The 6,696-nt window shown below is 38.5% G+C and carries 7 protein-coding genes and 1 pseudogene; 1 reads left to right on the forward strand and 7 read right to left on the reverse strand.

Going from position 1 to position 6,696, the window contains the following annotated elements; all coding sequences use genetic code 11:
* Window positions 1-223 (forward strand): annotated as a pseudogene (locus tag PSN35_RS03015) (hypothetical protein); the annotation flags it as partial.
* A gap of 53 nt (window positions 224-276) precedes the next feature.
* On the opposite strand, the gene tsf reads toward PSN35_RS03015, so the two are convergent.
* The 7 genes from tsf to ychF form a co-directional block, all read right to left on the reverse strand.
* On the reverse strand, window positions 277-1,155 hold the full coding sequence (gene tsf, locus PSN35_RS03020) for a translation elongation factor Ts (RefSeq protein ID WP_300029248.1): 879 nt from the start codon (window positions 1,153-1,155) through the stop codon (window positions 277-279).
* Window positions 1,156-1,180: 25 nt separating this feature from the next.
* A complete protein-coding gene (rpsB, locus tag PSN35_RS03025; protein WP_300029251.1) occupies window positions 1,181-2,092 on the reverse strand; it encodes a 30S ribosomal protein S2 in 912 nt (303 codons plus the stop codon).
* A gap of 260 nt (window positions 2,093-2,352) precedes the next feature.
* The gene (gene rpe / locus PSN35_RS03030; RefSeq protein ID WP_300029254.1) at window positions 2,353-3,027 is read right to left on the reverse strand and encodes a ribulose-phosphate 3-epimerase; all 675 of its coding nucleotides are present in this window, start codon (window positions 3,025-3,027) and stop codon (window positions 2,353-2,355) included.
* A gap of 29 nt (window positions 3,028-3,056) precedes the next feature.
* A complete protein-coding gene (gene gpmI, locus PSN35_RS03035; RefSeq protein ID WP_300029258.1) occupies window positions 3,057-4,598 on the reverse strand; it encodes a 2,3-bisphosphoglycerate-independent phosphoglycerate mutase in 1,542 nt (513 codons plus the stop codon).
* Between the two features lie 13 nt (window positions 4,599-4,611).
* The gene (locus tag PSN35_RS03040; protein ID WP_300029261.1) at window positions 4,612-5,220 is read right to left on the reverse strand and encodes a hypothetical protein; all 609 of its coding nucleotides are present in this window, start codon (window positions 5,218-5,220) and stop codon (window positions 4,612-4,614) included.
* 6 nt (window positions 5,221-5,226) lie between these two features.
* Window positions 5,227-5,712: a hypothetical protein gene (locus PSN35_RS03045; RefSeq protein ID WP_300029264.1), complete on the reverse strand. Its 486-nt coding sequence runs from the start codon at window positions 5,710-5,712 to the stop codon at window positions 5,227-5,229.
* 21 nt (window positions 5,713-5,733) lie between these two features.
* The coding region (gene ychF, locus PSN35_RS03050) for a redox-regulated ATPase YchF (RefSeq protein WP_300029266.1) at window positions 5,734-6,696 on the reverse strand (963 nt) is incomplete at its 5' end.

Raw genomic sequence — 6,696 nt, forward strand, 5'->3', positions numbered from 1 at the left:
CACCAAAACACCAAACTCAGGAGAAAAGGCGTGGGAGTCTTTAGAGATGTTATTGCATGCTAATGTGGACCATCAGTTGCGAATCACCAGGCACCCTGAGTTGATGAGTCAAGAACAACTTGATCGACTCAAACGTTTGCTATATCAAACTTATCAAGAGGAGCTTGTTGTTCAGATGTGCAATACTGAACACTGTTTGGATGAAAAGCTTCGTATTGTTTAGCGCAAAAAAAAAGAGCGCATCAGCACTCTTTTTAAGACTTTCAAATAAAGGGATTAACCTTTCATTTGTGCCGCTACTTCTTCAGCAAAGTTTTCTTCTTTCTTTTCAATGCCTTCACCAACTTCGTATCTAACGAATGATTTAACTTCAGCATTGTTTGCTTTAGCAAGTGCGCCAACAGTTGTGTCAGGGTCTTTAACAAAAGATTGGCCGTAAAGCGTTACTTCATTAACAAACTTCTTCATGCGACCACCGATCATTTTTTCAATGATGTTGTCTGGCTTGCCAGATTCACGAGCTTGCTCGACGAAAATTGCTTTTTCTCTTTCAAGTAGCTCTGGATTAAGCTCATCTTCAGTTACACACTCAGGGCGCGTGGCAGCAACATGCATCGCAATGTCTTTTGCCAATGACTCATCGCCACCTTCAATAACTGATAATACTGCAATGCGCTCACCATGCTTGTAAGCGCCAATAACGCCAGTACCAGCAGTGATAGTTTGAACGCGACGAATTGAAACGTTCTCACCTACTTTAGCCACAATATCTTCACGAGCTTTTTCAAGTGAATCGCCATTGTCCAAAGTTTGAGTAAGGAATTCATCGATATTTGCTGGTGTCGTTTTAAGTGCTAATGCACCTAATGTGTCAACAAAACCTTTAAAATCATCACTCTTAGTAACAAAATCAGTTTCAGAGTTTACCTCTAGAATAGTTGCTGTTTTGTTGTCATCGCTCATATTAACCTTAACCAAGCCTTCTGCAGCAACACGGCTTGATTTTTTGGCTGCTTTTGCAGCACCAGAAGCGCGCATTAAATCAATTGCTGCCTCCATGTCGCCATTAGTTTCTGTCAAGGCTTTTTTACAGTCCATCATGCCTGCGCCAGTTCTTTCTCTTAAATCTTTAACTAAAGCTGCTGTAATTGCCATAATTATCTCCTATGAATTTTTATGTTTATGCAAGCTTTGCAATAATGTCTGCTTTGGTATCTTTGCTAGCTACTTCAACACCTTGCTTTTTAGCAAGTGCAACTAAATCAGCCTTAAGCATAGCGTTAAGGTCTGCTTCTGCTGGTTTAGCAGCTTCTTCTTTAGCAACAGGTGCTTCAGCTTTTGCTTCAACTACTTTTTCTGCTTTTTTAGGTGCCGCTTTTTTCACAACAGGTGCTTTTTTAACTTGGACGCCGGCAGCAGCTTTTGCTTCTAATACTGCATTGGCTACTTCTCTTGCGTAATAGCTAATCGCTCTAATAGAGTCGTCATTACCAGGAACAACGTAATCAATGCCTTCAGGGTTGTGATTAGTATCAACAATACCGATAATTGGAAGGCCTAATTTTTTAGATTCTGCAATGGCATTTTTCTCATGACCAATATCGATCACAAATACAACATCAGGAATACCACCTAGATCTTTAATACCGCCCAAGCTACGCTCTAATTTTTCCATTTCACGAGTCATCATTAATGCTTCTTTTTTACCAAACTGAGAAAAATTTTCTTCAGCTAAGAACTCAAGGTCTTTAAGACGCTTGATTGAAGCTTTAATGGTTTTGTAGTTTGTCATCATGCCACCTAACCAACGGTGGTTAACGAAAGGCATACCACAACGAATTGCTTCTTCTTTCATGATGTCGCTTGCTGCACGCTTAGTACCAACAAACAGAATTGAGCCACCTGCTGCCGCAGTTTTTGATGCGAAATTAAGTACATCGTTAAACATTGGTAGGGTTTTTTCTAGGTTAATGATATGAACACCGTTACGAGTACCGTAGATGTATTGATCCATTTTTGGGTGCCAGAAGCGTGAACGGTGACCAAAGTGAACACCTGCCTCAAGCATTTTTTTCATTGACGTTTTTGCCATTTTTATTTCTCCGGGGTTGTTAAGGTGCCTTTTGCGCACCATTCTTCCACAATTTCTAGCAATCAACTCTTATGTAAGAGCACCCTGATTGCCATAACAAATTGTGTGATACATTAAAACGAGTTAGGCGCTTGATATACAAGCGCCTAACTCAACTTTAGGTTTATTGCGAAACAGTTATTGTTAAGCCAAAACCTTAAAAAATGCAATTATACCGTATTCATGTTGATGCATCAAGCATTAGCACGGTTTGATGCAAGCTATTTTGCCTTAGCTAACTCTGCACGCATCGTATCAATAGTTGCCTTGTAATCTTCTGTGTTAAAGATGGCTGAACCTGCTACAAATGTATCTGCACCAGCTTCTGCTACTTCACGAATATTGGCAGGGCCGACGCCACCATCAATTTCCAAACGAATGTCTTTGCCACTTGCGTCAATAAGTTTGCGAACTTGACGACATTTTTCTAACGTTTGAGGAATGAATGATTGTCCGCCAAAGCCTGGGTTCACTGACATTAATAAAATCATATCTACTTTATCCATGACATTTTCAAGCACATGTAATGGCGTTGCCGGGTTGAATACCAAACCAGATTTACAGCCCGCTTCTTGAATCATGCCAAGTGAACGGTCGATGTGCTCAGAAGCTTCTGGGTGGAAAGTAATGTATGAAGCGCCAGCAGCAACAAAATCTGGAATGATTCTGTCAACGGGTTTAACCATTAGGTGCACATCAATTGGTGCGGTAACACCATGAGATCTTAATGCGTCACAAACCAATGGACCAATCGTTAAGTTTGGCACATAGTGATTATCCATCACATCAAAATGCACAATATCAGCGCCAGCATTTAATACATTATCAACTTCTTCACCTAACTTGGCGAAGTCTGCTGCCAAAATTGACGGGGCAATAAAATTAGATTGTTTCATTTTTCTCTCCTATTTTTAATAGATTTAAATTATTTAAAAGTTATTAGACTACTTCCAGTCATCTCATCGGGCTGTTCAACACCCATCATCATGAGTAGTGTTGGTGCAATATCAGATAAAGCGCCTGTGCCAGGTTCAGCAATTTCTGCCTCTCGGTCACTAACAAATATCAACGGTACAGGGTTATTCGTGTGTGCTGTGTGTGCTTCACCCGTTTCAGGATTAACCATTTGTTCAACATTGCCATGGTCAGCAGTAATTAGCATCTCTGCACCGTCAATCGAGTTTAGCGCTTGATAAACAACGCCCAAACATGAGTCTACCGCTTCAACCGCTTTAATCGCAGCATCTAATTTACCAGAATGCCCAACCATATCGGTATTGGCAAAGTTACAGATAATTAAATCATATTTTTGACTCTCAATATTTTCGACCAATTCATCAGTCAATTCAAAAGCACTCATTTCTGGTTGTAAATCGTAAGTTGCCACATCTGGTGATGGAATTAATACACGGTCTTCGCCATAAAATGGACGCTCAATACCGCCATTCAAAAAGAAAGTGACGTGTGCATATTTCTCAGTCTCAGCAATCCTAAGTTGTGTCATACCTAAATTAGATAAATATTTACCCAATACATTGTTAAGTTTTGCAGAAGGGTAAGCTACTGGTAAGTTAAACTCTTTTTTATACTCTGTTAAACACACAAATTGCGTTGGTATAAAACTGCCGCGAGAAAAGCCTTGGAAATTCTCATCGGTAAGTGCTTGGGTAATCTGCCTAGCGCGGTCAGCGCGATAATTCATAAAAATCATCACATCACCTTTATTAATTTTTGTTGGCGATTTGATGACTGTTGATTGCACAAACTCATCGGTTTCACCACGCACATATGCCATATCAATAGCTTCAATTGCACTTTGCGCTAAAAACTTACCCTTACCTTTAACAATTAATTCATAAGCAGAACGTACACGGTCCCAGCGATTATCTCTATCCAAAGAAAAATATCGACCAATCACGCTAGCAATTTCGCCCACACCTACTTCAGTAATTTTCTCTTCTAATTTTTGAATGTAACCTTTTGCACTCTTTTGTGCGCAGTCTCGACCATCAGAAAATATATGCAAGTAAACTTTCTTACAATCATGTTTCTTGGTCATTTCCAACATGGCATGAATTTGCTCTTCGTGTGAATGTACGCCGCCGTCAGATAACAGACCCATAATATGGACTGCTTTATTATTGTCATTAGCATACTCAAGGGAATTTTTTAGGATAGGGTTTCTAAAAAAGTCTCCTTCTTGAATATCATTATGAATTCTGGTGAAATCCTGCTTAACTACACGCCCAGCACCAAGGTTAAGATGTCCCACTTCAGAGTTGCCCATTTGCTCACCGGGTAACCCAACTTTTTTACCACTAGTAAGAATGAGGGTGTTGGGACATTCATTATTAAGCCTATCCCAAACAGGTGTTTTTGCTAAGGCAATAGCGTTATTCTCTTCAACTTCTGAATGCCCCCAGCCATCTAGAATTAATAGCACTTTGGTGTTTTTTTTAGTTTTCATTGAGTTTTTGAGTTTACTTGAGGGATTGGGGGGCTTTTGCTTTTGAAACCTCCATTCTCTTTTTTTGGTTTAATGTTTCTACAGCTGACCTTAAGGACTGAATTCTTTTATCAGAAAAATTATGTAATCTGTTTTTGAGAGTCCTTCCTAACATGGTGTTACAAACAGGGTAAGAACTAAAAAATAAGACAGACCAAAAGCACAAGTCCAAATGATTGTTTAAAAACTGACTTAAAAGTTTAAAATAACCAGTATTGACTATAAGGATAAAAGCTAGCAATAACGAAAAGATTACGGTTATCCACCGGTCTAAATTTTTACCAAAATAAAAAACTAAACACTTAGTAAACCATGTCTTAAAAGTACCTATGTCCGATAATTCGAAGTTAGATTCTATTTTTTTAAGTTTATTTGCCGCTTTCTCAAGATTTAAATACTCATTAAAGCGGTCAATATCGCTAACTCCGTCCTTTTTTGCGTCTTCTAATGCCTGATAAGCTTCATGAGGAGCTGACTTTCTGTATCTAAATCTTTCTAAATTTAGATAAGCGAGCGATAGCGCTATCCCAAACTGGATAACATTATCAAGAGACGATAATTGGAAAGATAAGTCTCCTGACATTTTTTACTATGCCAAATTTAGTATTGTATTGAAAATATTATTTAATTTTTCTGTTTGCTGCGTGTCTCCAAAATTAACAACGGCCTCATGCTTTTCTCTGTCAGTCTCAAAACGATAACCTGTATCGTCCATAGTTATAAAATTATATTTATATTGTTCTTTTAGCCAATCGGGAATACGAACGGGATTAATGTCATGGTTTTCAAGCAAACCTATTAACTGAATGCTACCCTGATCCATATTACCTTCAATAGCAATATTAAGCGTTGTGCCTTCTCTGTTTAAAAAACGTCGAATAGCGTCAACAATATCATTTCTTTCATAAAGATTTGCATCTAGTTTGTTTGATAATAGGTTAACCGTATGTGCAGCATTTAAAAACATCTGTTTAATTAGTATTTCAGCATGGTCAATATTGCAATTAAGTATAATTTCATTTTGTTGAGCATTTAAACACTCAACAACCTTCTTTTCATAATCTTTAGTATTCATAGTCAATATTATAGTGGTTTTTTAAACGTTAAACAAGAAGTGTACCACATCGCCATCTTGCACAATGTATTCCTTGCCTTCTGCACGCAATTTCCCCGCTTCTTTTGCACCTTTTTCACCTTGACAGGCAATAAAATCATCAAAAGCAACGGTTTCTGCACGGATAAAACCCTTCTCAAAATCACCGTGAATTTTTCCTGCTGCCTGCGGTGCGCTATCGCCAATATTAATAGTCCAAGCGCGCACTTCTTGCACACCTGCGGTGAAATAAGTTTGCAAACCTAGCAATTTGTATCCTGCTTTAATTAATCTGTCCAAGCCTGATTCATCTTGCCCCATTTCAGACAAAAACTCTTGCTTTTCATCCCCTTCTAACTCGGCAATTTCTGCTTCAATATCAGCACAAATAGCAACAACTTGTGCATTCTCTGCTTGTGCAATTTTGTTAATTGCATCTAAATGCGGGTTATTACTAAAGCCATCCTCACTAACATTTGCCGCGTATAGCACAGGTTTATTGGTCAATAGTTGAAAGCCTTTTAATAACTTGGTTTCTTCATCATCAAAATCCAAAGTGCGGATACTTTCACCACTTTCTAACACTGGCAAAATCCTTTCTAATAATGCTTTAAGTGGGAGTCCGTCTTTTTGTCCAGATTTGGTGTTTTTCAATGCTTTTTGATAGAGTTTTTCGACCACAGCTAAATCAGCTAAAACCAATTCAGTGTTGATAATTTCAATATCATCAGTGGGTGAAATTTTCCCAGCTACATGAATAATATCATCATTATCAAAAGCACGAACCACATGTACAATCGCATCCGTCTCACGAATATTGGTTAAAAATTGATTACCCAACCCTTCGCCTTTTGAAGCACCTTCAACCAAACCAGCAATATCCACAAACTCCATTGTCGTTGGTAAGATTTTCTGTGGATTAACAATCTCAGCCAACTGTTCTAAGCGCTTATCGTTCATTGGCAC

The organism is Candidatus Thioglobus sp., assembly GCF_028599055.1.
In the GTDB taxonomy this organism is placed as follows: domain Bacteria; phylum Pseudomonadota; class Gammaproteobacteria; order PS1; family Pseudothioglobaceae; genus Thioglobus_A.